We start from the raw sequence: 26,337 nt of genomic DNA, 5'->3' as shown, positions 1-26,337 counted from the left end.
ACGCCCTAGTCCAGCAGCGTTGGCGAGAAGTCTTCTTGCCAAGGCAGCCCGTGTTTGTTAAGTGCATCCATGAACGGATCCGGATCGAACTCTTCGATGTTGTGTACGCCCGGTTTGTTCCAGATGCCCTTGATAATCATCATAGCCCCGATCATGGCAGGAACGCCGGTTGTGTAGGAAATGGCCTGGGAGCCCACTTCTCTGTAGCATTCTTCATGATCGCAGACATTGTAGACATAATAGGTTTTCGGCTGGCCGTCTTTGGTGCCTTGAATAATACAGCCGATGTTGGTTTTGCCCTTTGTTCTTGGTCCAAGGGATGCCGGGTCAGGCAGGATTGCCTTCAGGAACTGCAAAGGAATAATCTCCTTGCCTTCATACATAATCGGCTCGATCGATGTCATGCCGACATTCTCCAGCACCTTCAGGTGAGTCAGATAGTTCTGCGAGAAGGTCATCCAGAAGCGGATTTTCTTTACGCCTTTAATATTTTTGGCCAGGGATTCCAGCTCTTCATGATACAGCAGGTAAATATCCTTAGGACCGATCTCCGGGAGATCGTAGACTTTCTTCTCGGACAGCGGAGCCGTTTCAATCCACTCGCCGTTCTCAAAGTAGCGTCCGTTCGCAGTAATTTCGCGGATATTGATCTCAGGATTGAAGTTGGTGGCAAACGGGTAACCGTGGTCGCCGGCGTTCGCATCAACAATATCAATCGTGTGAATTTCATCAAAATAATGCTTTTGCGCATAAGCGGTGAACACACCGGTTACGCCCGGGTCAAAGCCGCTGCCAAGCAGCGCCGTAATTCCGGCCTTCTCAAATCTTTCCTTGTACGCCCACTGCCAGGAATACTCAAATTTCGCGGTATCCTGCGGTTCGTAGTTAGCTGTATCTACATAATGCACTCCGGTAGCCAGGCAAGCATCCATGATCGTCAGATCCTGGTATGGGAGAGCCACATTAATCACGACATCCGGCTGGAAGCTCTTGATCAGTTCAATAACCTCTTCCGTGTTGTCCGCATCAAGCTGAGCCGTAGAAATCTTCGTCTGGCCGCCATCCAGTTTCTCCTTAAGAGCATCGCATTTCGCGACCGTACGGCTGGCAATACAGATTTCTTCGAATACATCCGGGTTCTGGCAGCATTTATGAACAACAACGCTTGCTACACCGCCAGCGCCAATAATTAACGCTTTTCCCACAATTAATAACCCCCTAAATTTGCTTAAGTTATTAGTTATTAGCCTTGCTGCTCTGGATTCGTTTCGTTGTCAGTCGTTTCGTTTCATCAAGCTTGGGCAGGCTACATCCTATGAAAAATCAACAAGGCTGATTATACATAAAGCACAGCAATAAATCAATAAAAAACGACAAAAATTGATGCATAGTCTGTAAAATCTTGCGATTATCCTGTTAATACTCCTGAACGCATGCAAATACACGCTTATGCTTCATTTTTCTAAGATTTATAAACATATCCTGTCAGAAGAAGCAGCTCATCCGAACATCATATTCCGCAAGAAGGACAACTAGGCTATTGTATCACAGCAGCGCCTTTCTTCATACGAATTTATTTTACAACCAAACAGCAGGCTCACCTCCGGATTCAGGCGCATAAATTAACCTTACCCGTTTTGGCTTGTCTGCTAACTGCTTCCAGTACCGCCCTTCGCGCCATTTTGCCGTTATCTGTGTTATTCTCCATTAGTAGTATGTGTAACAGCGGGAATCCAATACCTTCTTAACTGCTTCTGCTATATTTGAAAAAAAGAGCCCAGGCGCGCTGAAGCTCAGCGTCCTGGACTCTGCTTGTGATCTTATTTCACACGTGCCTTGAACAGCAGCAGGATGAAATAAGGTACGCCTATAATGGAGATAACGATGCCTACCGGCAGCTGCGCCGGTGCAAATACGGTTTTGCCGATGAAATCTGCCAGCACCACCATCAGCATCCCGATCATGCCGCATAAAGGAACAATGTACCGGTAAGCATTGCCGATCAGGCGCCTCGCGATATGCGGGGCAATCAGCCCGACAAAGCCGATGCTGCCTGATACAGAGACACAGGCACTGACCAGCCCGACGCAGCAGAGCAGCAGGATCTGTCTTTCACGGCCGGTTGCAACGCCCAATCCCTTAACACTGACTTCGTGAAGCTGCATCAGGTCAAGCACTGCCCCCCTCCGCCAGATGACCGGAGTCAGGATGATCAGCCAGGGCAGAGTGGATAATATCTGCCGCCAGTTCGCATTGTTAATGCTTCCGGCCAGCCAGACGGTGGCCATTTCGAAATTTTGCGGGTCCATCTTGAGCGAGATGTACAGTGTAACCGCCCCGAAGCCCGAGGCCAGTGCGATTCCGACCAGAATCAGCTGCTGCGGATGGAACTCGCCGTGCTGCCTCGCGAACAGGAACAGCAGCACAACTGCGACCAGTCCGCCGATGAAGCCGAACACCGGCATGGACATGACCGACAACCAGGCCGGAGCCTGCATAGTGCCTGCAGTGAAGAACATAAACAATACCACGAATGCTCCGGCGGCGGCATGGATACCCAGAATACCCGGATCAGCCAGCGTATTACGGGTGATTCCCTGAAGGACAGCACCGGCGATGCCGAGCCCGAAGCCGACGAGTGCGCCGAGTACAATGCGGGGCAGGCGGAATTCGAAAATCACAAGATCATAATCCTCAACAGGATTAATCCGCAGCAGTGTGCGGAACACATCCTTAACGGTAAGATCAAACGTCCCGTTGGTCAGGCTGACATATATTCCGGCCAGCGTCAGCAGGCTGAGCAGCAGAAACAGCGGCCAGAATCTCCGCTGCTTGGACTTCGGTGCAAGAGAAGGCTTATTCATGCCTGGCTGCCCCCTCTCGTCTTCACAAGATACAGGAAGAACGGCACCCCGAACAGGGCTGTGACCACGCCGACCGGTGTTTCGAACGGATAATTGATAAACCGGCTGATCAAATCGCACGCCGCCAGAAATAGTGCTCCGAAAAACGCGGCAAACGGCACGATTTTGCGGTAATCCTGCCCGATTAACAGCCGCGTAATATGCGGGATAATCAGGCCGACAAAAGCAATTTTACCGGCGATGGCGACCGAGATGCCTGTCAGAAGCACAACACTCAGCATCGTAAGCCCCTTAACGGCAGTCACCTTGAGACCGAGTCCTGCGGCTGTTTCCTCACCTAGCGACAGCATGGTTACCGGCCGGGACATGAGCATGCCCAGCGTCAGCCCGACAACCGCAAACGGAATGGCAAGCTTGATCACCGCCGGGTCCATCATATGCAGCCTGGCGTTATACCAGAAGCTGATATCCTGCGACACCTGAAAATAGACCGACAACGCCTGGGACACTCCGCCAAGGAAGGTACCGATGATTGTGCCGAGTACGGCCATCGTCAGCGGGGAAGCACCGCCGGGTACCAGCTTCGAAATTCCGAACACAAGCACAGCGCCCGTTGCAGAGCCTGCCAGGGAATACAGAATCATCGTCATGGACGACGTACCCGGCAGAAATACCATACACAGGGTAATCGCAAAGACCGAGCCGTCGCTGACACCCATAATAGAAGGTGAGGCCAGATAATTCCGGGTCATCCCCTGCATGAGCGCACCTGATACCGCCAGGAAGGCGCCGGTCAGCAGTGCTCCGGCAACTCTGGGGATCCGTGAAGTAAGGATAATCTGGTGGTCAATATTATCCGGGTCAAAATGCACCAGTGCATTCCATATCGTTATGTAGCTTATGTCTTTGGAACCGTAAAGCACTGATAATACACTGACAATGACAATCAGGACAACCCCCAGCACCAGCAGGGAGGCTGCTTTCAATCCGGCCGCTCGTTTCATCTCATCCCACTCTTTTAACATTCTTGAATACGATAATGATTATCATTACCGATTATAGCGGGACGCCAGCCGGTGCTCCATGGACAAATTACGGAACATGTATGGACGATTGGCCGAGGAACAGCTGCCTGATTTCCCTGATCATCCGTAGCTGCGCATAAGCAGACTGTTCACGCCAGGGATCGGAGGCCAGAAAATGCACCCGGTGCCGCTGCACAGCCGCGATCTTCAGCCACTGCGGATCATTTTGCAGCCGGCTCCATTCATTCAGCGTGTCACTCTCCCTGCGGATCAGCATCAGCAGATGGTCGGCACCGATCGCTGCAATTTCCTGCGGAGTCACCGGAATATTGTAGATTTCCCCTCCGGCATCAAATGCAGGCTTCAGCTGCAGCTCCTGGTAGATCATGCTGGCCATGCTGCGGCTGCAATGCAGGTACAGCTTATTATGCAGCATCCGGATAACCACCACCGATTCACTGCCGATCTGGGCATGCAGCTGTTCCCTGACCTGCCCCGCCTCCCAGTCGAAAGCGGCCAGCCATTGCTCCGCCTGCCAGGATTCCCCCAGCAGCTCTGCCAGCTCCAGAAAGGGGCTGCGCCAGTCAGCCGGCTCGGAGGACAGATAATGGACAGATGCAAGCTGCTCAAGGGCCGCCTTCTCCTCCGCCTGCAGCGATTCCTCAGCCAGAATGAGATCGGCGGATACCTGCCGCAGCACCTCCAGATTGGCCTGCCAGTCCTGGTTGCTGCGGTAAGCGCTGATATGAACGGGAATTTCATTGCGGTAGTTCATGTAATAGTACTCCGTCCACTTGGGATGGAGTGCCGCCGCATACGGCATCAGATTTAATGGAAGCAGCTGCCCCAGCAGCGAGGAAGAGTAGGCTACCAGCTTGCGCCGGCGGCTCTTCATGTAGACTGCCGGAGGCACTCCGATCATCTTTTTGAATTTGCGGCTGAAATAGAATTCGTCAGCGTACCCGACCTGATGGGCGATATCCCGCAGCTTGGCGCCACTCTCCGCCATCAGGCGTTTGGCCTGCTGGAGCCTCAGCTCGGTGGCATAATCCAGGGCGCTTTTGCCGTATTTCCTTTTGAACAGGTCGTTGAAATATTTGGGGCTGAATTCGGCAGCCTGGGCCAGTGACTGTGAGGTCAAATCCCGGGTAAAATGCTCTTCTATGTATTTCTTGGCTTGCTCCAGCGCATAATTCGTATCCCGGGGACGCTGCCAGCTGCTTACCCGGACATTGTAGAGCAGCTCCTGAAAAGCGATCTGTGCCCGGAAGCTTACCTTGCGCTGCTCCATTTCCTCCCTTTGCGCCAGCTCATTGCATAAGGTCAATATAAAGGGCATCGGGATCTGTGCCAGCTGGCCGGTCTGCGGAAGCAGCTGCGCATCCTTAAGGAGACGGCTTCCTTCGTCCGCTGCACCGTACTGATAGACGTTAAAATAAAACACATACATCTCCAGGCTCCCTGACTGCTCCACAGCTCCGAAGGTCTGCCCTGGAAGACAAAGACTGACCGAGCCTGCTGCCAGCTCCAGGAGTCCGGTATCCGCCAGAAGCTGCACCGTACCGCCGGTTACTACAATCAGTGCATAGGATAAGACAAGCTGCTGGGGCAGGTGTATCTCGTCGCTCCCCTTCAGCACTTGAACCGACAACAGCCGGAAGGCCAGCCCGTCCCAGTCCATCGGCTGACCCGCCTGCTCAATCATCTTCTCTTGCAACATCGACTGCTCACCACCATCAATAACATTTCATTCCTCTAAGTATAATTGATAATGATTATCAATGGAATCCTGTTGCCGGTGTAACGAATATCTATTGCCCGAATCCGACCCGCGGCCGTTCGCGTTCCTTGGTTTCAAGCGCAACTGCACGGATGGAAGTGACAGGAATATAGAGCAGCTGATACTCCGTCCGGTATTTTACAAAACGTTCGTCAAGCTCCTCAAGCACCCCCTCCCTTACACTTGTTCCGTCCAGAAAATGTACCGCCACCTTCTGTCCCAGCAATTCCTTCAGCATGTACGTCAGCTCCTTTGGTTATAAACTTGAAATCACTTTGTCGATAATGCCGTAATGGAGTGCTTCCTCCGCTGTCATGAAAAAATCACGGTCCATATCCCGCTCCACCCGCTCTGCCGGCTGGCCTGTCCGCTCTGCAGTAATCTTGACGATCTTCTCCCTGATCTGCAGAATCCGTCTGGCGCTGATGGCAATGTCGCTGGCCTGTCCTTGCGCACCGCCATGCGGCTGATGGATCATGATCTCGCTGTTTGGCAGCGCAAATCTTTTGCCGGGAGCTCCGGCCAGGAGCAGCAAGGAGCCGAAGGAAGCCGCAAACCCCGTGCAGATCGTGCTGACCTGCGGTTTGATTACCTGCATCGTATCATAAATGCCGAACCCGGCGGTAGTCGAACCGCCTGGACTGTTAATGAACATCTGGATATCCTTCTCCGGGTCCTCCGCCGCCAGATACAGCAGCTGGGCAATGATGCTGTTGGCCAGCTGATCATCTATCGCCGCACCGACAAATACAATCCGGTCCTTGAGCAGACGCGAATATATATCATAGGAACGCTCACCTCTGCCCGTCTGCTCAACTACATAAGGAATAACACTCATCCTTCATACCTCCTTGAAATGATCATTAAGTGATAACTGGTAAACGGATGAAGGCCGAAAAAGGATACGGGAAACAGCCAGACTAATCTCCCGCAAAAAAAAACATGCCGGCTGCGTACCTTTTATCTGAAGATATTCGCTTATATAATAGAGGGAACTAAACACAAGGGTAAGGATTGCCGAAAAGGAGATGAACGAGCATGTTAATCCTTGATGAACATAATCTAACGGATACCGCAGCTGAAGAACGCCTGCAGCCGCTTGATACAGCCTTGAACCGTTATTGCCTGGCGCTCACCCGCTCCGTGCATGAGGCTGAGGATCTGGCCCAGGACACCTGGGCCAAGGCGCTGGGCTACAGCGGTTGGGCCGCCAGCCCCAATCCGCAGGCACTACTGCTGCGGATTGCCAAACATACATGGATTGACAGCCTGCGGCGCAAAGCTGCACATCAACGCGCGGTGGAGCGCGGGCTGCAGCCGGCCGTGGCTACAGCTGAACAGGAGCAGACTGGCCTAAGTGAGCTCGAAACGGTATTTCATGCCCTGGTTAACTATTTGCCGCCGCTTCAGCTGTCGATATTTCTGATGCGGGATGTGTTTGGCTACCCGGCACAGGAAACGGCTGATCAGCTGGACACCACGGAAGGAGCAGTCAAAGCCGCACTGTACCGGGCCCGGCAGGCTCTCGCAGCTGTGCGCATGGAGCTGGCAGCGGATGGGCCGGCTCTGGCCGAAGACAGCGATTTCCGGAGGCTGCTGCGCGCGCTGGCCGAAGCTTACGAGCAGGGCCAGCTTCCCGTAATGCTGGAGCTGCTGCGCCGGGAGAATGCTGCCGGGATTACAATGGCAGCCGGCATCAGAACTGTCCGGTCCCGGCACAGTACAGTCCGCACTGCTGACCGTGCTGGTATGTACGGCAGCGTGCTGATGATGGCTGCTTAACTGACCCAGGCCCAATTAACTGGCCAGCGGACTCAAGGAATCTGCATGAAAATTTGATTCAACCAGGGAGGGAAATGATGAGGAGCATATTAGTACTCGGAGGAACGAGGTTTTTCGGCAAACGGCTGGTACAGCGGCTGCTGGAGGACGAAGATACAGAGGTGACGATTTTAACCAGAGGACAGACAGAAGATCCCTTTGGTGAGCGGGTGATCCGGCTGACCGCCGACCGCTTTGACGCTCAGGCGCTGGCTGCGGCCGTTCACGGCCGGCACTACGATGTCGTCTACGACAACATCTGTTACTCGCCAGACGATGCGGCGGCGGCGGCCCGGATTTTCGCAGATACTGCAGGCCGGTATATTCTGACCTCCAGCCTGTCCGTGTATGATCCAAGCAAGCAAATGCTGCGTGAAGCCGATTTTGACCCGGCACATTATCCTGTCACCCTCGGCCCCAGAGAAAACTTCAGCTACCAGGAGGGCAAACGGCTGGCCGAAGCCATTCTGCTGAACCAGACAGCCTTCCCTGCGGCGGCGGTCCGTTTTCCGATTGTACTCGGAACGGATGATTACACGCGCCGGCTGCATTTTCATATTGAACACATTCTGGAAGGCCAGCCTGTCGGCATACCGAATCCCGATGCGCTGATCTCTTTTATCCGGTCCGATGAAGCTGCTGATTTCTTGTATTGGCTGGGCTTCTCATCGCTGACCGGGCCTGTGAACGCCTGCTCGGACGGGGCAATTTCGATTAAGGAGATCATCTCGCTGCTCGAAGCCGTTACAGGCGTACAGGCAATAACACCAAGCCGGACCGAAGAAAGGGATATGTCCCCGTTTGGCATCACTGAGTCCTGGCATATGGATACAGCAAAAGCCCGCACTGCGGGCTTCGTCTTCCTGCCGCTTACCGGATGGCTGCCTGAGCTGGCGGCTTCGCTGCACGCGTCACTCCGCGATCGCCAGTAACGGAGCTTCGTCTGCGTTGTCCTTACTGCTGCGGGCTTCCTCTATAATCAGCACCTGCCCGCCCTGCGGCTTGATGTTCTCTTCCTGACCGATCTTGAACACATTGATCTCCCTGAACAGCCGCTGTGAAAGCTCGCTGATTTCCAGCGCCTGCCGGGCGATATCATGAATGGCCTGATCCTGCTGGGTGCTCGATGCATTCACTTCCTGAACCCCTGCCGCTGTCTGCTCGGCAACGGAGGCTACGGAATGGATGGATTCGCCCAGCCGGGAATTAATCCGCCGCGTCTCCGCAACCTTTCCGTGAATCAGTGTAATCTGCCGGCTTATTCCGGCAATCGAGCCGTCTATGGCCTGGAAAGAAGCCAGCGTTTCCGCAACCTGGGAATCCTGTTCCTCCAGGCTTTTTTTCGTATCCAGCATATACTCCTGAAATCCGGCCATGCTCTCCTGCAGCTCTCCGATAATCCGGCTGATCAGAATCGAGGAATCGCTGGTCTGCACCGACAGGTGGCGGACTTCGTCAGCAATGACAGCGAACCCTTTGCCTGCAGCCCCGGCCCGCGCCGCCTCAATCGCCGCATTCAGCGAGAGAATATTCGTCTGCTTGGAGATTTCTGTAATGGAGTTAGTAATCCGTGAAATATCCCCCGACTGCTCTACCAGCTTCTCCAGTGCTTCATACACTCTGCCGATGGAGGAGCGGGAGCGCTGTGAAATCCGCTGCAGCTCTCCGACCGTCTCGGAGCCTTTGCGCGCGTTATGATCAGCACTGCCGCTGGTCGCCAGCATTTTGTCGGTATAGTCGGTGATCTCCGCCACTTCCCGTTCAAGCTCCTGCAGCAGGAGTGCACTCTGTTCAGACTGAACTGCCTGCTGGTCAGCCCCCACTGAAATCTCCTGAATCGTTCTGACAATTTCCTGATTCATATTTGCGGTAACTGTTGAGGATTCCTGAAAGGACCGTGAATAATCCGCCAGTGTGGAAGCAACCTGAACCGTCTGGCGCAGCATATCACGCACTCTGCTCACCATATGGTCAAAATGGAAGCTCAGCTGTCCCAGCTCATCATTATACGGGGAATTGATCTGCTGGCGGAGATCCCCTTCAGCGATATTGCGCAGCGCATGCTGCAGCCGGCCTACCGGAGCAAGGAACGAGCGTGTCAGCAGCACAGCAAGTACAAGCATGAACAGGACTACTGCACCAGCGGCATAATAAACTATCGAAACAGTGTGCTCCAGCAGCCTGAAGGAATCCGCCTGTGCCTGGTCGGCATTATCCGCTGCTGCCGTATAGAGCTTGGTGTTAATGTTGAGCAGCTGCTGATGAACAGCCAGCGCATTTGTATGCAGACCGTCAATCTCCTCAAGCACCGTAAGCGGGTCAAGGCTTGGATCCTCCAGCGTTTCTATCAGCTTCCCGACATGTCCGGTATACATATTGATTGCAGACTTCAGCAGCTGCAGATCCTTCCACGCGGCGGTTTCTTTATCAAAATCAACCTTGGCCACAGCTTCGTCCAGCTGCTGCTGCTTGTCCATAAACGGCGCTGCCAGCTCCAGGTCACTGGATTCGGCAAGTGAGGTCTCCAGGCTGTTCAGCTCCTGCAGCAGCTGGGTGATGGTCGAAACGGTGATTCTTTTTTCCATCTCCGACTTCTGGCGTTCCATCGATAGCTCCACCTGGCTAATCTTCTGCCCCTGAAGCAGGGCAACCCCTAAAAAGATCAGCGAAATCGCAGTAAAACTTAGAATCAGCTTCCATTTCATGGATAAGTGCAGCACACTTCTTTTCAAACCAATCATCCCTTCTGTTAAACCTTTGGTCATTTCGTTATGTATGTCATTTTTGCCACGCACTTATTGTAGAAGCTGGATATTAACGGGTCTGCGGGGTTATGTATGTGGAATGTAAAGAATCTGTTGCAATACTGTAAACACCGGGGTATGCAGCAACACAAAAAGGCAAGCACCGCGAGGGCACCTGCCTGAACACTTTTCTATAATTCAACCTTTTACTGAGCAGCACTCTCATCCATATACACGACTTCCCAAAGATGCCCGTCCAGGTCCTGGAAGCTCCAATTATACATGAAGCCGTGATCAACCGGAGCATTGAACGGCTTGCCGCCGGCATCCAGCGCCTTCTGCACCAGCTCGTCCACCTGTTCCCTGCTGGCTGCCGAGAAGCAGGTAATGACCTCTGTATGGGCAGCAGAGTCAATGATCGTCTTGTCCGTAAACGTGCCGAAATACTCCCGTGTCAGCAGCATCGCATACGTATTTCCGTTAATGATCATACAGGTTGCGTTCTCATCCGTAAACTGAGGATTAAACTCAAACCCTATTGCGGTAAAAAAATCAACCGACCTCTGCAGATTGGCAACGGGCAAATTAATAAACAGCTGGCCTGCCTGGAATCCCATTCGCTGATCACCTCATACATGGATTTGGGAGTGCTGCCTTCCATTATAACATGTCGTTTTGCAAAACTATAAAATTTAAGATACCCGTGCCGCAAAAAATGACCGGCCTCTCTCCGGCTGTTTGCGGCGCGGAATGCTCCATACTAATTAGTACTGCTGCTGCACAGCCTTCAGCAGTTTTGCCAGCAGCTGTGCGGTTTCTTCACGGGTTGCCGGCGCCTGCGGGGCAAAGTTAATCTTGCCGTCCGCCGCTGCCTGGCCGGACAGGATGCCTGCCTGCCGGACTTCTGTTGCAGCTTCCTGTGCGTAGCTGCTGATCGACGTCTGATCAGCGAAGCTGGCCGCTGCACCGCCGTTCACCGGCAGTCTCCAGTTCATCGCTTCAGCCAGACGGACAATCATCACGGCCAGCTGTTCCCGTGAAACATTGGCTTCCGGCGCAAATTTGCCGTCGCCAGTACCGTTCACGATTCCGTTTGCGCTGGCCCAGCTGACCGCAGCAGCGAAATAATCATCCGCCTGCACATCAGTAAAGCTGCCGGAGGCTGTATTGCCAAGCTCAGCACCGGCCAGTCGGGCCAGCAGCAACGCTGCATCCCCGCGACTCAGCTTGCTTTTCAGGCCAAACTGCTCTTCCGAGATACCGGAAATGATGCCCCGTGCTGCCAGATAGGTAATAGAATTCTGCGCATAGCTTAATGCTGTATCACTAAAGGCCGGTTTGTAATAACCGACAGCATACACCGAGAAATGCGATGTCTGGAAGGTCAGCTGGCCGGTTTCCGCATTATAGCTGCTTGCCGGCAGCACCGTCAGCTCACCCGCTGTGGATACATAATAAGCAACTACAGCAGCGGCATCTTCTCCGGCGGCAAGTGTATAAGGAACACTTACCACCGCTCCGCCTGTGCCGAAGCTGGAAACGCTCCGGCTGCCGGTCTTAACCTCAAGGCTCACTACCGGACGGCTTCCGATCAGGCTTGAGCCGGTTGTAAGATTTACAGCAGCAATCGTCAGGCTGACCTCCTCACCTGCAGCGGCAGTTTGAATAGCCGTGACAGCCGCCCGGTCCAGGGAAATCGTGCCGGTGCTGCTTGCAAAGGTTACTGTCTGCGCAGTGCTGCCGGCAATCTCGGTCCAGGCTGCCGAAGGAACATTAAGTGTAGCCGTCCCAGCAGTATTTCCTGCAGCCGTGCGGAATACCAGTTCGTCCGCGGCGGAGCTCTTCAGCGCCTCAAGGGCTGCTGTCACCTCTGCCGCGCTGACCGGATACGATGGATTGCCCGCCGCATCCGTTGCTGCTTTGATTTCAAGGATTGCCTTACCGTCAGAAGTACTCACTTCTGCAGCCGGCGTGGTCACCACTGCAGTTGATCCGCCCGAAGGGTTTGAGCCCGGCTGGCTGATTACGGGTTCTACAGCCTGCACAGTCACTTTAGCTTCAGCCAGACCATAGCCGTCTGCACTGTATACAGAGATTACGGCTGTTCCCGCTGTCAGCGGCGTGACCTTGCCTGTCTGGTCTACAGCAGCTACAGCTGTATTGGAAGAACTCCAAGCCAGCTCTTCCGTTCCTTCACCCGCAGGCTGTACTGCCGCTGTGAGCACTGCTGCTGCACTGCCAGCCTGCAGGGACAATTCGTTCTTGTCCAGGGTTACCTTAGTCACATTCAGCTGGTAGATGGCAACCGTGCCGCCAACTTCATTGGCAACCAGCACTAAGGGCAGTCCGGTCGGGCTGTCTGCTGCCGCAATGAACTCGATTCCTTCCGGCCCGGTGTCTGTCTCCAGGTTATTTTTCGGAGTGAACTCGCGCGTGTTTATATAGTTCACAAACTGCGGCTGCTCCGGAGTGGTCACATCATAGGTCATCAGACCGCCGATCCGCTCCAGCCCGATAAAGGCCAGCGCCTTCTTGCCCACCTTGCCGATTTTTACATATTCCGGCTCAGGCCCTTTTTTGCTGCTGCGGCTGTCCAGGGTAGTGTTGCTGTTGCTGGCATTGAAGTACGCCGGCAGCCTTTCAGCCGTAATCTGCTCAAAATCGCTGCCGCTGTCATATACCTGCTTCATGTCTGCAGCATCCCAGATGGAGAAGGAACGGCCTCCGTATAGATAAATGCCGTCATGCCCCATATCCGACATCACTTCAACACCATCATACTTTGTGGTTCCAGCCAGGAACCCCGCGGCATCCGAGTCCGGATTGAGCGAGCCTTTCATTTTGCCGATGGTGCTGGCATTCTCCTTGCTGTCCCATTCCGTTGCATCGCCTTCGTTGGCCGTGAACAAATAGGTTTTGCCGTTAACCGTATACTGGCTGATCCCATCCGGCATGTATACACCGAAGAACGGTACATTTTCCAGCTGAATCTTACCGTCATTGAGCAGGTCGAGCGCGTTGCCCGGAGCATTCAGGTTCTTCACCCCAAGCCCCTTAACCGACAGCAGCTTGCCGGATGCAATATCTACAGTGGCAATAGCGTTGTTCTCCTGAAGGCTGACATAGGCCGTTTTCTGGTCTTCGGACAGCTCGATAAATTCCGGCTCCAGGTCACGCACAGCGTCTTCTTTGGCGCCTTCACCGGTGATCAGCTTCGTCTCCGGGTCAACCGCTCCGCGGATGTGCACCAGGTCATCAATAACCGCAGGGTTATCGAACCTCACCCGGTTTACTGTTTTGGTCACTGTGTCGATAATGGTCACGCTGCCTTCTGGATCGCCGGCCAGCGTACGCGGCTCTGCTTCATCCGCAGTCAGGATATAGCGGCCGTCTGCCGTATATTTAACCATGTCCGGCTGAACCCCGGCCTCAAAGGTTTCCAGCAGCTTGCCGTCATAATCGAGCACAAGCACCTTGCCGTTCTTCATGGCATCGGCTTCCTGCACCGCTACAGCAATCCGCCTGGTTGCCGTATTAATGTCCACGCTGGTCAAATCACCATATACAAAGCCGCCTGTCTCGGACAGTGCCTCTACATTGATGCTGGTCTCTTTTTCCGGATGAGCGCCATCTTTGAGGTTAACCACATCTACAGTCGCAGGCTGCGTCGAACCGTTAACCAGATAAAACTTACCGTTATCCCGGTTGTATCTGACAATCTCGGCTACACCGCCGTCCTTATTCGTCGTACCTACGGAATAACCTCCGATTTTGGTAATGCTGATCAAATCCGTTTTGGGCTCAGCAGCAGGCTTGCCCACTTCCAGCTTGAGGATTCCTGTAACTTTGGCAGGCGTTGTCGAGCTGTCATAAACGGTATAGCTTACAGTAGATGTACCTGCTGCCAGCGGAGTCCCGCTGATCGTACCGGTTGCTGCATCAAGCTTAAGGCCTTCTGGCAGACCAGCTGCAGTAAAGGAATAGGGCTGTATGCCGCCGTACACCGACAATGCAACTGTATATGGTGAGCCTGCTGCTGCCGCTGGTAGTTCGGTGGTTGCTACGCCGAGGGCCGGAGCTTTGATTCCCCACGCCCCGTCTGCGCTGCTGTGCGGCTTCATCAGATTCATGCCCGCCGCATCCAGATTGTCGAAGCTGATCTGCTTCAGATCGCTTTTATTGTTGTCCGTATCGGTGAAGTCCGCGCGGCGCACCGATTTCTGCTTGGAGGTTCCCTCCTCCTTGCCGGTCGGATAATCTCCTTCGTAGCCGTCGATGGCGGAGCCTTTGTCATTTCCTGCTGTGCCGATCATGTCCACATAAGCCGCTGTTTTGCTCGCGAACGGATTAGCTGCAGTCAGCAGGTCTGTATTGCTCAGCAGCACAACCTTCATGCCTTTATTATTGAAAAGAAGCCCGCCCCACGTCTGGTCCCCTTTGGCACTGATGTCGCTCTGGAAGGTGGGGTTATTTTTGCTGTCGGTAATCAGGTAAGAGGAGTGTGCCTTGATGGTGCCGCTCAGCTCCAGCCTGCTCCATGCCCCGTTCATTGCCGGATCGGAGTATTGCAGCGACCAGCCGTTCAGGTCAACATCTGTGTCCAAAGGGTTATACAGCTCAATATAGCCGTTTGAAAAATAGCCGCCGGTAGTATCTGCATCCCCTCCGCCATAAACCTGATTCACAATAATATGAGGAACCTTTACATTATAAGTGCCGTCAGCATTATACGGAGTGCCCGGCAGCTGTGCGGCAGCCGCCGCTGCAGGGGCAGCGCTCCAGGCGGGAACAAGTGCGATTTCAGCTGCAAGCAGCAGAGAGAGGATGGTTGTGCCTGATCTTTTCAAGTCGTTGTCACTCCTATAGTTTATTTTTTAAATAACTATAGTGGACGAGTGTTTGCGGTTATGCTGATTTGTATCAACGGAGCGTAAAGTGCGGGGACATGCCGGCATATCCCGAAAAAAGCCTTAACATTCCGCTGACTCCGCTCAAATATTCACCTGTTATGATCAGGGCAATCAGAGCTCTGGAGGGGATATTATGCGTCTTGCCCTGTTTACAGACACTTATCTTCCGCAGACCAACGGCGTCGCCCGTACGCTTCAGCGGCTGACCGGCCATCTGCACCGCCGTGGAATCGAACATTTGCTGTTCACCCCGACATCGGCCTCAGAGGAAGAATGCGATGATCCGGTGCGTAAAATCTCCAGTATCCCCTTCTTCCTGTATCCGGAGTGCCGGCTGGCTCTGACGGGTATATCCTCGATTCAGCATGAGCTGCGTTCTTTCCGGCCTGACCTGCTGCATATGGCCACTCCCTTTAACCTCGGCCTGTGCGGGCTGCGGTACGCCCAAAAGCACAGCCTCCCGCACATCGCCTCCTACCACACCCATTTCGACCGTTATTTGCACTATTACCGGATGCGGGGGCTGATTCCGCTCTACTGGAAATACATGAAATGGTTTCACCGCACCTGCGATGCTGTGCTGGTCCCCTCCCAGGAGACAGCAGGTGTCCTGCGGGCACACGGCTTATCCGGTCTGCGGCAATGGTCGAGAGGGGTCGATTGCATGCTGTACGATCCGGCAAAACGTTCAACTGAGGTGCGGGAGCGTTACGGGATTGAAGCTCCGCTGCTGCTGCTCTATGTCGGACGGATTGCTCCGGAAAAAGATCTGCCCACGCTCATTGCGGCTATGCGCCTGCTGCCGGAATCCGTTGCCGCCGCCGTCCATCTGCTCGTCGTGGGTGATGGTCCGCTGCTGCCGGAGCTGCGGGCTGACGCTCCGCGCAATGTCAGTTTCGCCGGCAGCCGGCATGGCGGGGAGCTGGCAGAGCTGTATGCCTCCGGCGACCTGTTCGTGTTTCCGTCCAGTACGGAAACCTTCGGCAATGTCGTGCTGGAGGCCATGGCCTCCGGCCTGCCGGTGATCGCCGCAGATGCAGGCGGCCCAAGCGAGCTGGTCGCCTCCGGCCGGAGCGGCATCCTGCTTAGCCCGCAGCAGCCGGGGGCAATGGCCGAAGCCATCTGCCGGCTGGCAGAGCAGCCGGAGCTGCGCCTGGCGATGGGCCGGGAAGGCCGGCGGCTGGCGCTCAGCCGCTCATGGGATGAGATTTTTGACCGGCTCATCAGGGACTATGAGGAGGTCATCGAGGCGCGGCGCCGGAAGGACGGCGCGGGGATTTATACGGCTTAGCGGCAGGGAGGGGCAGCGGGAATGAGAGGCATTTTTCCCTCTCATTTCGCCATCCGGCCCGTTTCCACCGAAATCAGAGGCATTTTTGCTTCTCATTCCGCCACCCGGCCCGTTTCCGCTCAAATCAGAGGCACTTTTGCCTTTAGTTGCCCGTAACTAGTCTCTTTAATGAGACTTCTCCCTCTATTCCACCCAGCAGCGCGCTTACCGAACACTGTAATAGGACTTCTCCCTCTATCCCACCCGGCAGCACGCTAACCGAACATTAAATAATGCCCAGCAGTGCGGTGCCGGCGTTATGGATTTTGGAGATATAATCCTGCTATACAAGGTTTAGGCCGATCTTTTGTGCCAGATAGGCTATTCCGATAATCGCATTCATCGGTGTACGGATCTCATGGCTCATATTAGCCAGAAAATGCGACTTGGCAACTGTTGCTTCTTCCGCCAGATTAAGCGCGGATTTCAGCTCCGCCTCCTGCCGTTTAGCATCAGTAATATCCTCCGATACACTGAGCAGGTAGAGCGGCTGCCCCTCGGCATCCATAATCGGGAGCTTGGTGGTCTGCACATATCTAAGGTTACAATGCTCACCGTCGTCCGGAATAATCTCGATCTCGCTGAAGGTCTGGCCGGTGGCGAGTACTCTTTTATCCGCATCCATCAGCTTGCGAGCAATCTCCTCAGGGAACACCGTCCGCAAATCCAGACCCACCAGCTGCTCAGGAACTACGCTCAGGAAATCCGCACTAGCCTGGTTAGCCCTGAAAATCTTCAGGTGCTGCGCATCCTTCACCGTTATCATGACCGGCATATGGCTGATAATGGCATCGAGGAAATTGCGGTTATCCATAATCTGTTTTTCCTTCTGCTTCAGATCGCTGATGTCCGTCATAATTCCCAGATACCCGCCGACCGAATAATCAGACAAGCGGAAAGCAGACAGGGAATACAGGATATGTTGATCCTCCCCTGAAGCAAACGTTCTGACAATCTGCCGGTTCGAGGATCTGCCGGTCGCCGCCACTTCAGTCATCATCTCACTGAGGTGAAGTACAGCTGGTCTGACAGCTCTTTTTTCATGCGCTTGTATTCTGAAATATCCTCCTTGATGCCAACGTAATGCGTAACCTCGCCGCTTTCATTTTTGATGGAGGAGACCAGCACAGCTTCCGTATATTCCTCACCGTTCTTTTTACGGTTAACAAAGTGCCATCTCCCCCCTGCCTCCAGCATGTCATTTAATTGGTTATAGGTCTCACGCCTGGTCTTGTCTGTCTTCAGGAGGGACGGTGTCTTGCCGAGTATCTCTTCTTTGGAATATCCGGTCACCTCGGTAAAGTATGGGCTGATATATTCGATACGCCTGTCTTTATCGGTAATCAGAATGGACATCGGCGCCTGCTCAATAACATTCAGATAGAGGCGCAGCTTGTCGTTGTACTCCCTTTAAAAGAGGGCCCCACCCTTCAGCATTCGCGGAGTATTCTCCGGTTTTGCTGCAGGTCCTGTTCTGCCCATCTGCAGCGTCCCCATAATACCGCTGGCTATAATACCTGCGATGGAGAGCCTATACAGGCTGTCTATGTATGGACTTGAGATCATTCCCTTAATTTCGATAATATTTCTTTACTCTAGCTCTGCTGCCGGTTCTTGATAGTGTTGTTTCATTCCACTCTTATGCTATCTTATTCCTACTCCTTTTTCCGACATTCTTCTGCAAATAACTTAGCCCGGCCAAGTCTCCACCTGGGAGTTTGGACGGGCTATTAGCAACTTTTGGCCGGGAAAAAGAAGAATCCTGCTGAAATAATTACACGCTGGATTCCGTTCCCTCATAATGGTCTCTCGAAAAGTAGCGGTCAGCACAATCTTTGACAAGATATTCCCGGGAATCTTCATGTAACTTCAATAGCTGGTTTAACACAAAAATCCGCTGGACATTGTCCTCTGCATACATAAACAGCTGCTGCTTATAATGATCGATCTGCCGCTGGTTGGCCCCGGAAGGCCGTATGCTTTTTTCGTATACACTTAGCAGTTGTAAATGCAGCCTGTAAACCTCTTCGTCATTCATGAAAGGCATCCCCCTGTAAAAACAGTTCTTAGATGCCATTGTCTCCATCTCTGAATGATTAATACCTGTTAATAGAGTGATTAGGTAGATTTGATGAACTTCCCACTGGACATGCTGGGATAAGTTCCCTCTACTGCACCACCTTTATGTAATAATCCTCATAAGGCAGCTCCTCGCTTCTCTCCAGCTTGTGGTAGCCCAGCTTTTGAAGAACTGCGACCCGCTGCACCGCCTGCTTAACTGCCTTGGTTAACAGGCCGCTAAAGGTAAAATGCTGCGGAAACTGCTGCTCTACCAGCTCTATCATTTCAGATAACACTCCAGACTGCTCATACTCAGAGGCCAGGTCAAGTCTCAGAATGCCCGCCTCACCCTTTTCATCCCCCTGCCCAAGCTTCCTGGTGAAAAATTCGACAGTTCCGATTACCCGCTCAGACGTTTGTTCAACAATACTGAATCGTACAAACCCCCGTGCCCGGAATTCTGCCAGCCAGGCTTCAATACAACGCCCCATTTCCTCAAGCGTGTTCATGCTGAACCCGTAAAGGCAATTGTCGCTGTTAAACAGAGGGATAGATTCGGGATCACTGTAGCATCTGAGCAAATCCGCAGCATCGTCCATCCGGACTAACCTCAGGCTAAAGCTTCCGGTTTCATATACGGGGCAACTGGTATAAGGATCTGTAATGCCAAGGTTCATGGTAAAATCCTCCTTAATGAATGGGAATGAATCCATTATAAGCAGGTAAACCGGACAACAGCCTGTCGTCATTTACGCATATTGCTGCAAAATCATCCGGGCGTGGCTCTGCAGCCGCTGGCGCAGCGTCTCAGGCTCCAGCACGGTACAGCAGCCGGCGTTCAGCAGCAGGATCCCGAACCAGCCGGTTTCCGTCTCAGGCACACTGAATTGCAGGATCAGCTCACCGCAGCGTTCTTCAACTACCCTTGCATTTGGAAAAGCCTCCTCCAGCTGAACCCTCCTGTCGACAGGACAGGTAAGCTTGATGTCAATATAAGGCCGCACATCCTGATGGTCAGCAAGCAACTGCTCCGCATTCCCATGACTATGCATAATGGCCTCGCCGGTATTCCGTATCTCCCTGATCCGCGACAGACGGAACAGCCGGTAATTTTCACGTTCGCAGCAATAAGCAAACAGATACCAGGCATACCATCTGTATGACAAAAGCAGAGGCTCCACAAAACGGCTGGTCACAGACTGTTGTGCATCCGTGTATTGAAACTGCACCGCAGTCCGGCTGCGGATCGCTTCTTCAATAACTTCGATAGAGTGTAAGGTTCCGCTGCCTTCACGCAGTGTATCCAGCTGCAGCCGGAACGGCTGTTCAGGCAGAAGGCCCTCCGGGGACAGGGATATCATTTTTTCTACCGTTTCCTCTGCCCGCCTGCTGTTGTACCCGGAGACCAGTCCCTTTAATGCAGCCAATATGTACATGTAATCCTCTGACTGGAGCAGCTGCCTGTTCATTTTGAAGCTGTTCAGAATGTAATAACCGCCACTTTTACCCTGAATAGAACCAACCGGGATACCCGCCTCACCAATCGAGTCCATATCACGCTGAATCGTCCGCGGAGAAACTTCAAATTTCTCGGCCAAGGCACGTGAGCTGACCACATCCCTGTTAAGCAGGTATACCACTATGCCCAGCAGCCTGTTCACTTTCATCTCATTTCACCGGCTCCGCCATACTGAGCCATTCGCTCCCCAGCAGGCCGTATGCAAAGGTATCATGCCATTTGGGTTCACCCTGCTCATCATACTTAAAATAACCGGTCTCGCGGAAAAAGCCTTCCCGCCGGAGCTTCAGCCGTTCCAGCAGCCGCCATGACGGAGTGTTATCCGGATTACAATGGGCCGTTACACGCCGCATCTGCAAATCGGTGAATCCGTAATCCAGCAGCCGCCGGCAGGCCTCCGCCGCATACCCGCAGCCGTGAAAATCACTGTTAAACACATAACCAAGCTCCCAGGTCCGGAATGCTGCTGGCTGCTGCTGCTGAAAATACAGGTTGCCGATCAGCTTGCCCGAATCCTTCAGGCAGACGGCCCAAAACGCCGGATCACCGGAACGCCGCAGCGCCTCTGCCTCACACTCAGCCTCATGATGTACACCGTATGGCTCAAATTTCACAACATCCTCCCTGGAGAGGTACTCATACAAATCCGTGGCATCCTCAGGCTTGAATCGCCGCAATATCAGCCGCTCTGTTTCCAATACTTTCAATGAATTCACCTCATACTGATCGTTATGGGACGCACCAGTTCTTTCATCCATATTTTTCCTAACCAGTATAAAGGAGCGCATGGGTTTCTTCAAATGAACATATGAAGGCGGTGGGCTTGCGGTAACTCTGACCTTCTTTTCGCTAACCATCCTGTCAGCCGGCTCTATAAAAAGGATGAGAACGCTAACGGACTCAAATGACGTTAATTCGCAAATACAGGGCACTCGCACAGGCTAACGGACTCCACAGTCCTTATTTTTCCAAAAACCATGCCATCAGCTCGAAATCATCAACAATAAGGGCAACTGGGTCCGTTAGCTTGTCGAGTCACTCTAAAATCCGCAAATAACGGCAACTGGGTCCGTTAGAATATGATTCTGCTGTATAAAAGAAAAAGAGATGCCCGCCCGGCCATTACCCGGCTGACGGAACATCTCTTCTCCATATATCACTTGCGGATGCCGCTGAGGCTTCCGCCCTGTGCAAACACCCGTTCAATATTACGCTGCACATCCGGATCGGGAATGAGCGGCGGCGCCTGGTGCGGCTTCACGCGGGCATCGATAATTACATTGTCGCAGGCCCAGTGCTTGTGTACGATTCTGCTGTTTACACCGTGAATATCATGCGACGGGTTGCTGCGCGTAAAGGTGGCCCACAGGAAATTGTTCAGCTCCTCGCTGATAAACCTGCTGTCATCGCACAGAATGATCATCGGGCACTCGGGAAGCGCCCCCTGTGCTTCAATGGCAGCACTCAAGCGGCTCATTTCCTGCTCTGTATCCTCATAGGTTGTGAACGCAGGTCCCTGGAGTGCCACTATTCCCGGCAGGACCAGCTTGGCTTCACCGAAGCCTTCCAAAGAAGCCAGAACCTCCGGCACCTCTGTGCACAGGTTTCTTTTCTTATCGCCTACTGCGGCAAAAACAACCTTACTCCCCGTGTTGATCCCCGTTCCCGAGTAATCCAGCGTATCAATGGTCGTATTCGTCTGAAAATGAATATCCCGCCGCAGGTCAATCCGCTCCAGAATGTACGTCAGGAAGCCGGGGATATTATGCGTGCTGAGCGGACGGTCTTCCTCGGCGGTAATGAACAGATACTTGGCCAGGCTGAGCTGGCCGGTGCCCAGCACCCGGTTGGCAATCGTCAGCAGCTCGGCGGGCTGCTTCAGCTGCTGGTACGGCGTGTAGCGCTCGCTGCCGATTGCGAACAGCAGCGGATGCACACCGGCCGCATCGACGGCATGCACTTCTTTTACACCGGGCACCTCATTCTTGATCGCACTTCCGGTCAGCTCATGGATCAGCTCGCCGAAGGCGGTATCCTCCTGCGGCGGCCGTCCGACAACGGTGAAGGGGAAGATTGCGCCTTTTTTGGCATAGACCTTATGCACCTTCATTACCGGAAACGGATGAGTCAGGCTGTAATAGCCCAGGTGGTCGCCGAACGGCCCTTCCGGCTTCGTGTCGCCGGGATGGATCTCACCGGTAATTACAAAATCCGCATCCGCACTGACGCAGAAGCCGTCAACATAGCTGTAGCGGAAATGGCGTCCGCCGATCAGGCCGGCAAAGGTCATCTCGCTGAGGCCTTCCGGCAGCGGCATAACAGCAGAGAGCGTATGGGCCGGAGGGCCGCCGATGAAGCAGCTGACCTTGAGCGGCTCGCCGCGCTTGACCGCATGGGACTGGTGGATGCCGATGCCGCGGTGAATCTGGTAATGGACTCCGACCTCTTTGTTAATCTCATAATCATTACCGCTGAGCTGGATCCGGTACATCCCGAGATTGGAATTCATGATCCCCGGCTTGTCCGGGTCCTCCGAATAGACCTGCGGGAGCGTCACAAATGCGCCGCCGTCTCCTTGCCAGTGCTTGATCTGCGGCAGCTCGGAGATCTGGATCTCCTCGAAGCTAGGCGGCAGACCGCCGGGCAGCTTGAGCGGCAGCGCCTTCCGGGCGGCAAGTCCTGTGCCGACATATTTGAACGGTGCCTTCAGCGCCTTCATCGGATCATCCCGCAGAGCGATAACACTCTGGGAAGATTCCCAGGTATCCCGGAAAATAAACTTGCTGCGCTCGATTGTCCCGAACAGGTTGGACACGGCTCGGTATTTGGAGCCTTTTACCTTTTCGAATAATAATGCGGGTCCGCCGGCCTCATACACCTTCATATGAATGGCTGCCATCTCAAGATGGGGATCAACTTCCTCAGTGATCCGGATCAGATGCCCGTGCTTTTCCAGGTCGGTAATGCATTCTTCCAAATTGCGGTATGTCATTGGTCTTACTCCAATCTGCAGAAGAAATATGAACCTCTTTATTATCAATGAGCCGGGAGCCAAGGTCAAACTTCTAATGTGCTGCAGCAGACAAAAAAACCTGCCCGAACCATTGTTCAGGCAGGCGTTACTCTATAAATGAAATAATCAGGCCTTGGCAGGCTGCCACTCAGCGGTAAACTCGGCCACATCATATTCGTAAAAAGCCTGCAGCACCGCCTCCCGGTCATCCGTGAATAGCTGATCCGCCACGCCGGCGACCAGCTTCGGAATTGCGTTCCGCATTCCGGAAATCGCCGAGGCCGACAAGCCGTTGCTGGCCAAAGCCGAATAATTGAACACAAACAATCCGTGCAGTAGCTGCTCGCCCTCCTTACCCCTGCTCTGCAGGGCGAAGCCCGGGCTGAGATATGGATGTGCATCGAGCAGCGGATTGGCCGTTTCCGGCGGAGCCTGATAACGGTCGCTCCAGCGCGCGATGTGACGCTCAATCAGCTGCAGCTCAGGACGCAGGCCCGGATCACTGAGCAGTCCTGTGCTGACAATCAGAAAGTCAAAAGTAAACTCACCCTTGGGAGTAGTGACCAGCGCCTGATCGCCTGCCGCTTCCACCTTCAGCCAAGGCGAGCCGAGATGGAGGCGGAAGCCGGGCCAGGCTGCCGCGCGGGCGAAGGTATCGTTCGTCGGCGGCTGATTATATTTGAAGAAATGCGAGATAACCCCGTATTTGTCAGCATCCGCCAGGGTATGGAACCGTTCGATCATTCCCGACTGCTCCATCTGGCGGATCGGATTAATGCTGGGCAGCTGCTCGCGGCGTACAAACACATGAGCTTCAGCAGCACCCTCCGACAGCACATAGTTTGCATTGTCAAAGGCAGATGCGCCTCCGCCGAGAACGGCGATCTTCCGGCCGGCCAAGGCAGCAAAATCAATGGCTTGCGAAGTATGGGCATAGAGGTGCTCCGGCAGGCTGGCCGCAATCACCCCGGGCACATGCCACTCGCCTCCGCCCTGGATGCCTGTGGCCAGTACAACCTTACGGGCCAGAAGCACTTCTGACGGCGCTCCCGCTCCGGCAATATGCAGCCGGTGAATACCGTTCCCAGCCGGCTCAATGAGCTTCAGGGTTACTTCATTAATAACCGGCAAATGGAGCACGCTGCGGTACCAGCGCAAATAATTCATCCAGTCGCCGCGCGGAATTTTATCGACCGCTTCCCAGCCTCCGGGGCCATGCTGAGATTCCCACCAGGCGCGGAAGGTCAACGAAGGAATTCCCAGATCAATAGAAGTCAGATGCTTCGGTGTCCGCAGCGTAACCATCCGGGCATAAGTCTCCCAGGGCCCTTCCCGCCCCTCCTTGTTCTCATCAATCACCAGAATATTGGAGATCCGCTCCCGCAGCAGCCCAAAAGCCGCTCCCAGCCCGCTCTGCCCGCCGCCAACAATAACAACATCATATACATGACCTTCGGGATGCTCCAGGGGACGCACCCAATCTGCTCCGCCGTAGGCCAGATAGGAAAGATCGGTTTTCACTCGTTCGTTCAAAGCTTCCAGGCTCATCATTCCTCAGACCTTTCACCGGCATATTATCAGGAACCCCTTTATGCAGGCCGTTCCCATGCGCTTCAGTAATATTATTTGCCATATTATATCCGCTGCAGGCTGTCTTTTGAATATATATGTGAGGTTAATTGTCATTAAAGCTAAAAAACAAGCAAATGATTGTACATTTCAACCAAATTTCAGCGCCTGGTTAACCTCATCCATCATTCTTTGTAAAGTATCCTCATCAAAAAACAAGCTGGTCCCTTCCAGACACTCTGCTGTCCCGGGATCAAAATCCGCAAAGTCAGTGTCCTCTCCCAGAGAGTAAAGCTTAGCCTCTGTAAATCCCTCCCACTTCGTAATCACCGGCTGCACCAGCAGGTTCACCACATAGACCAGCCCGTGGCCGACATTCAGGTATAGATATTGATCCACCCGTCTTGACGGCTGCGGCTGTGCGGACGGCAGATACAGCTTATGGACAGGCTCTTTCGCCGTTATGTCCAGCAGAATAACTTCATTACTGGACTCATCCACAGACAAGGTCAGATTCGGTGCAAGCCCGGCAACAAAACGCAGTGCCGCAGAATGTCTTAAGGAATCGTCAAACGGCCAGCCGAGCGGCATTATTCCAAATTCAACAGCTTCACCGCCGAAATAAGCCTGCTGCAGCAGGGCTTGAACCTCTTTTACCTCTGCATCCTCATAAGGTTCAAGCTCTGTAGTATCGACAGTGTAATGCACCAGCCTGCGCTTTTGTCCGGAGTACCAGTGCTCACTATCGTTATGACGGTACAAATCCTTCATGACAGGTAAAATGCCAGTCTCTGTTTCATGGAACAGCCTGGCCGATCCGGGCTTCAGCTGATTCATATGTACTGATTCAATCCGCCCTTTGCGTTCAAGCTGTGTCACCACACCGAAATGCGGAGCCACCTCCCGCATAATCCGCTGCAGCATTCTATCATCAGGCACTGGAATGGTAATATTGAAATCCACATTGAGCAGAACACTTCCCGCTGTAAAATATTGGGCCAATGCGGTCATCCCTTCCGGAGCCTCTGTTGTGACTGTATTCATAAAAAACCGGGAGCGGTCTCCAAAATTCATGCGCTCCTGCCTGCTGCAATACTCCAGTAAGCGGTAGTCCTGAATCCATTTCCACATGGCTTCTGCCTCCTATCGTTACAGTATATAAGTAGAAATGCAACATATCCCCTATAATATCCTATTCAGGATGTTTATAGGGGATTAGGATGTGACTATTCTACATTAAGACTGTAAATCTATTAGAAACGGGCTACAAAAAATTCACGGTTAGCGGATACACTTTTAGTTGTCAGAAGGTTACCAGCTTCATCTCTTATCCGCAGCACATAGGACACTGTCGTCAGAGTAGAAATGGTCGGAAATTGGGCTACACCAAAATCGTCGAAATCCGTAGTCGTTGTGACCGTCCCGCTAGTCAGCGAGGCTGTCCAGCCGGTGGTATCCTTATTTACATTGCCTGTGCTTGTTGCCAGAACGACGAAACGGCTGAAGGTTTGTTTGATTCTCCGTTTTCTTTTCACAACCTTCTTTGCATTCGTTTTGCGGGCCATCAGTGCTTTCTTAGCCAGTAATGCTTTTTTTGCCAACAATGCTTTTTTCTCAGCTTCTCTCACTTTGCTTCACCACTTTCTTTTAAGATAGTGTATTTAATGCAATTTAAGAGCTGCCTGAAAGGAATAATGACCT

Annotated in this window: 22 protein-coding genes; 3 read left to right on the top strand and 19 right to left on the bottom strand. The window is 53.3% G+C overall.

Annotated features, from left to right (window positions below):
* Positions 1-5: 5 nt before the first annotated feature.
* The 6 genes from M2108_RS15185 to clpP all read right to left on the bottom strand — a co-directional run bounded on the left by M2108_RS15185 (position 6) and on the right by clpP (position 6,507).
* Positions 6-1,205: a saccharopine dehydrogenase family protein gene (locus M2108_RS15185; RefSeq protein ID WP_090715366.1), complete on the bottom strand. Its 1,200-nt coding sequence runs from the start codon at positions 1,203-1,205 to the stop codon at positions 6-8.
* 615 nt (positions 1,206-1,820) lie between these two features.
* On the bottom strand, positions 1,821-2,864 hold the full coding sequence (locus M2108_RS15180) for a FecCD family ABC transporter permease (RefSeq protein ID WP_277470241.1): 1,044 nt from the start codon (positions 2,862-2,864) through the stop codon (positions 1,821-1,823).
* Positions 2,861-3,868, bottom strand: coding sequence for a FecCD family ABC transporter permease (locus M2108_RS15175; protein WP_277470309.1), 1,008 nt, complete (start codon positions 3,866-3,868; stop codon positions 2,861-2,863). The genes M2108_RS15180 and M2108_RS15175 overlap by 4 nt, the downstream gene beginning before the upstream one ends.
* A gap of 88 nt (positions 3,869-3,956) precedes the next feature.
* On the bottom strand, positions 3,957-5,609 hold the full coding sequence (locus tag M2108_RS15170; RefSeq protein ID WP_277470242.1) for an AraC family transcriptional regulator: 1,653 nt from the start codon (positions 5,607-5,609) through the stop codon (positions 3,957-3,959).
* A gap of 91 nt (positions 5,610-5,700) precedes the next feature.
* The gene (locus M2108_RS15165; RefSeq protein WP_090715362.1) at positions 5,701-5,907 is read right to left on the bottom strand and encodes a hypothetical protein; all 207 of its coding nucleotides are present in this window, start codon (positions 5,905-5,907) and stop codon (positions 5,701-5,703) included.
* A gap of 18 nt (positions 5,908-5,925) precedes the next feature.
* Entirely contained in the window at positions 5,926-6,507 is a 582-nt protein-coding gene (clpP, locus tag M2108_RS15160) for an ATP-dependent Clp endopeptidase proteolytic subunit ClpP (RefSeq protein WP_068725413.1), read from the bottom strand.
* 200 nt (positions 6,508-6,707) lie between these two features.
* Here clpP and M2108_RS15155 point away from each other — a divergent pair, with 200 nt between their 5' ends.
* Together M2108_RS15155 and M2108_RS15150 are read left to right on the top strand one after the other, a co-directional pair.
* Positions 6,708-7,451 (top strand): RNA polymerase sigma factor, encoded by a 744-nt coding sequence (locus tag M2108_RS15155; RefSeq protein ID WP_277470243.1) that lies wholly within the window; start codon positions 6,708-6,710, stop codon positions 7,449-7,451.
* Positions 7,452-7,528: 77 nt separating this feature from the next.
* On the top strand, positions 7,529-8,422 hold the full coding sequence (locus M2108_RS15150; RefSeq protein ID WP_277470244.1) for an NAD-dependent epimerase/dehydratase family protein: 894 nt from the start codon (positions 7,529-7,531) through the stop codon (positions 8,420-8,422).
* Here M2108_RS15150 and M2108_RS15145 read toward each other — a convergent pair.
* From M2108_RS15145 to M2108_RS15135, 3 genes are all read right to left on the bottom strand, one after another.
* Positions 8,402-10,222, bottom strand: coding sequence for a methyl-accepting chemotaxis protein (locus M2108_RS15145; RefSeq protein WP_277506227.1), 1,821 nt, complete (start codon positions 10,220-10,222; stop codon positions 8,402-8,404). The two genes, M2108_RS15150 and M2108_RS15145, sit on opposite strands and share 21 nt — an antisense overlap.
* Before the next feature lie 218 nt (positions 10,223-10,440).
* Positions 10,441-10,851: a VOC family protein gene (locus M2108_RS15140; RefSeq protein ID WP_090715353.1), complete on the bottom strand. Its 411-nt coding sequence runs from the start codon at positions 10,849-10,851 to the stop codon at positions 10,441-10,443.
* Positions 10,852-10,998: 147 nt separating this feature from the next.
* Positions 10,999-15,081, bottom strand: coding sequence for a choice-of-anchor I family protein (locus tag M2108_RS15135; RefSeq protein WP_277470246.1), 4,083 nt, complete (start codon positions 15,079-15,081; stop codon positions 10,999-11,001).
* A 196-nt stretch (positions 15,082-15,277) separates the two neighbouring features.
* On the opposite strand from M2108_RS15135, the gene M2108_RS15130 reads away from it, so the two are divergent.
* Entirely contained in the window at positions 15,278-16,435 is a 1,158-nt protein-coding gene (locus tag M2108_RS15130; protein ID WP_277470247.1) for a glycosyltransferase family 4 protein, read from the top strand.
* 322 nt (positions 16,436-16,757) lie between these two features.
* Here M2108_RS15130 and M2108_RS15125 read toward each other — a convergent pair whose 3' ends face one another.
* The 10 genes from M2108_RS15125 to M2108_RS15080 form a co-directional block, all read right to left on the bottom strand.
* Positions 16,758-17,474 carry a PAS domain-containing protein gene (locus tag M2108_RS15125; RefSeq protein WP_280768002.1) on the bottom strand — a complete coding sequence of 239 codons (717 nt, stop codon included), beginning with the start codon at positions 17,472-17,474 and terminating at the stop codon, positions 16,758-16,760.
* Entirely contained in the window at positions 17,471-17,866 is a 396-nt protein-coding gene (locus M2108_RS15120; RefSeq protein WP_277470310.1) for a PAS domain-containing protein, read from the bottom strand. Before M2108_RS15120 ends, M2108_RS15125 begins: the two co-directional genes overlap by 4 nt.
* A gap of 382 nt (positions 17,867-18,248) precedes the next feature.
* Positions 18,249-18,512, bottom strand: a complete 264-nt coding sequence (locus M2108_RS15115) for a hypothetical protein (protein WP_277470249.1) — start codon at positions 18,510-18,512, stop codon at positions 18,249-18,251.
* Positions 18,513-18,642: 130 nt separating this feature from the next.
* The gene (locus tag M2108_RS15110; protein ID WP_277470250.1) at positions 18,643-19,212 is read right to left on the bottom strand and encodes a GNAT family N-acetyltransferase; all 570 of its coding nucleotides are present in this window, start codon (positions 19,210-19,212) and stop codon (positions 18,643-18,645) included.
* Between the two features lie 72 nt (positions 19,213-19,284).
* Positions 19,285-20,202: a helix-turn-helix transcriptional regulator gene (locus M2108_RS15105; RefSeq protein WP_277470251.1), complete on the bottom strand. Its 918-nt coding sequence runs from the start codon at positions 20,200-20,202 to the stop codon at positions 19,285-19,287.
* Position 20,203: 1 nt separating this feature from the next.
* A complete protein-coding gene (locus M2108_RS15100) occupies positions 20,204-20,761 on the bottom strand; it encodes a GNAT family N-acetyltransferase (RefSeq protein WP_277470252.1) in 558 nt (185 codons plus the stop codon).
* 449 nt (positions 20,762-21,210) lie between these two features.
* Complete coding sequence (locus tag M2108_RS15095; RefSeq protein ID WP_277470253.1) at positions 21,211-23,046, bottom strand: UbiD family decarboxylase; 1,836 nt, start codon at positions 23,044-23,046, stop codon at positions 21,211-21,213.
* 147 nt (positions 23,047-23,193) lie between these two features.
* A complete protein-coding gene (locus M2108_RS15090) occupies positions 23,194-24,615 on the bottom strand; it encodes a flavin-containing monooxygenase (RefSeq protein WP_277470254.1) in 1,422 nt (473 codons plus the stop codon).
* A 171-nt stretch (positions 24,616-24,786) separates the two neighbouring features.
* On the bottom strand, positions 24,787-25,767 hold the full coding sequence (locus M2108_RS15085) for a hypothetical protein (RefSeq protein WP_277470255.1): 981 nt from the start codon (positions 25,765-25,767) through the stop codon (positions 24,787-24,789).
* 122 nt (positions 25,768-25,889) lie between these two features.
* Entirely contained in the window at positions 25,890-26,264 is a 375-nt protein-coding gene (locus M2108_RS15080; RefSeq protein ID WP_280777079.1) for a hypothetical protein, read from the bottom strand.
* Positions 26,265-26,337 lie beyond the last annotated feature (73 nt).

It is taken from the genome of Paenibacillus sp. PastM-3 (genome assembly GCF_029893965.1).
GTDB lineage: Bacteria > Bacillota > Bacilli > Paenibacillales > Paenibacillaceae > Paenibacillus_AQ.
This window is presented reverse-complemented; position numbering and strand designations above follow the sequence as displayed.

Excerpts from the sequence above, each read along its gene's own strand:
- M2108_RS15115 (WP_277470249.1), bottom strand. The coding sequence starts at position 18,512 with ATGAATGACGAAGAGGTTTACAGGCTGCATTTACAACTGCTAAGTGTA.
- M2108_RS15165 (WP_090715362.1), bottom strand. The coding sequence starts at position 5,907 with ATGCTGAAGGAATTGCTGGGACAGAAGGTGGCGGTACATTTTCTGGAC.
- M2108_RS15090 (WP_277470254.1), bottom strand. The coding sequence starts at position 24,615 with ATGAGCCTGGAAGCTTTGAACGAACGAGTGAAAACCGATCTTTCCTAT.
- M2108_RS15180 (WP_277470241.1), bottom strand. The coding sequence starts at position 2,864 with ATGAATAAGCCTTCTCTTGCACCGAAGTCCAAGCAGCGGAGATTCTGG.
- M2108_RS15130 (WP_277470247.1), top strand. The coding sequence starts at position 15,278 with ATGCGTCTTGCCCTGTTTACAGACACTTATCTTCCGCAGACCAACGGC.
- M2108_RS15175 (WP_277470309.1), bottom strand. The coding sequence starts at position 3,868 with ATGAAACGAGCGGCCGGATTGAAAGCAGCCTCCCTGCTGGTGCTGGGG.
- M2108_RS15095 (WP_277470253.1), bottom strand. The coding sequence starts at position 23,046 with ATGACATACCGCAATTTGGAAGAATGCATTACCGACCTGGAAAAGCAC.
- M2108_RS15155 (WP_277470243.1), top strand. The coding sequence starts at position 6,708 with ATGTTAATCCTTGATGAACATAATCTAACGGATACCGCAGCTGAAGAA.
- M2108_RS15105 (WP_277470251.1), bottom strand. The coding sequence starts at position 20,202 with ATGAAAGTGAACAGGCTGCTGGGCATAGTGGTATACCTGCTTAACAGG.
- M2108_RS15170 (WP_277470242.1), bottom strand. The coding sequence starts at position 5,609 with ATGTTGCAAGAGAAGATGATTGAGCAGGCGGGTCAGCCGATGGACTGG.
- M2108_RS15125 (WP_280768002.1), bottom strand. The coding sequence starts at position 17,474 with ATGATGACTGAAGTGGCGGCGACCGGCAGATCCTCGAACCGGCAGATT.
- M2108_RS15085 (WP_277470255.1), bottom strand. The coding sequence starts at position 25,767 with ATGTGGAAATGGATTCAGGACTACCGCTTACTGGAGTATTGCAGCAGG.
- M2108_RS15150 (WP_277470244.1), top strand. The coding sequence starts at position 7,529 with ATGAGGAGCATATTAGTACTCGGAGGAACGAGGTTTTTCGGCAAACGG.
- M2108_RS15110 (WP_277470250.1), bottom strand. The coding sequence starts at position 19,212 with ATGAACCTTGGCATTACAGATCCTTATACCAGTTGCCCCGTATATGAA.
- clpP (WP_068725413.1), bottom strand. The coding sequence starts at position 6,507 with ATGAGTGTTATTCCTTATGTAGTTGAGCAGACGGGCAGAGGTGAGCGT.
- M2108_RS15140 (WP_090715353.1), bottom strand. The coding sequence starts at position 10,851 with ATGGGATTCCAGGCAGGCCAGCTGTTTATTAATTTGCCCGTTGCCAAT.